The sequence below is a fragment of the Deltaproteobacteria bacterium genome, from assembly GCA_011773515.1.
Lineage (GTDB): Bacteria > Desulfobacterota > Deferrimicrobia > J040 > J040 > WVXK01.
This window is the reverse complement of sequence record WVXK01000110.1, coordinates 2,246-2,605: the sequence shown is the minus strand read 5'-3', so window position 1 is coordinate 2,605 and position 360 is coordinate 2,246. Positions and strand designations below refer to the sequence as shown.

Annotated in this window: 1 protein-coding gene; it reads left to right on the top strand. The window is 59.2% G+C overall.

Going from position 1 to position 360, the window contains the following annotated elements:
- On the top strand, nt 1-360 hold a 360-nt coding region (locus tag GTN70_11765), incomplete at both ends, for a hypothetical protein (protein NIO17635.1).

Below are 360 nucleotides of genomic sequence, written 5' to 3'. Positions count from 1 at the left end.
AGCGCCCTGAAGCTTCTCGGCAGGGAACTGGCCGGGGACGCCTACTTCATCGATACCGTCTTTGACCCCTGGCACACCTTGAAGCGGAGCCTGGCCGGCGAGAACATCGTTCATTTAATGGAAAACGAACCCGAGGCAACACGCAAGGCCCTGGAGGTTATCACGGAGAACCTCGTCGCGTATTGCAAGAGGTCCCTGAGCACCGGGTCGGCTGGCATCTTCCTCTCCATACCCGCGGGCAGAGAGCTTATCGGCCGCGAGCACTTTCTCTCCTTCGTGAAACCCTTTGCCGCGGCGCTCCTTCGAAAGATATCCGGACTTGGAAAGATGAACACGGCACACGTTCACGGCGAGGACCTC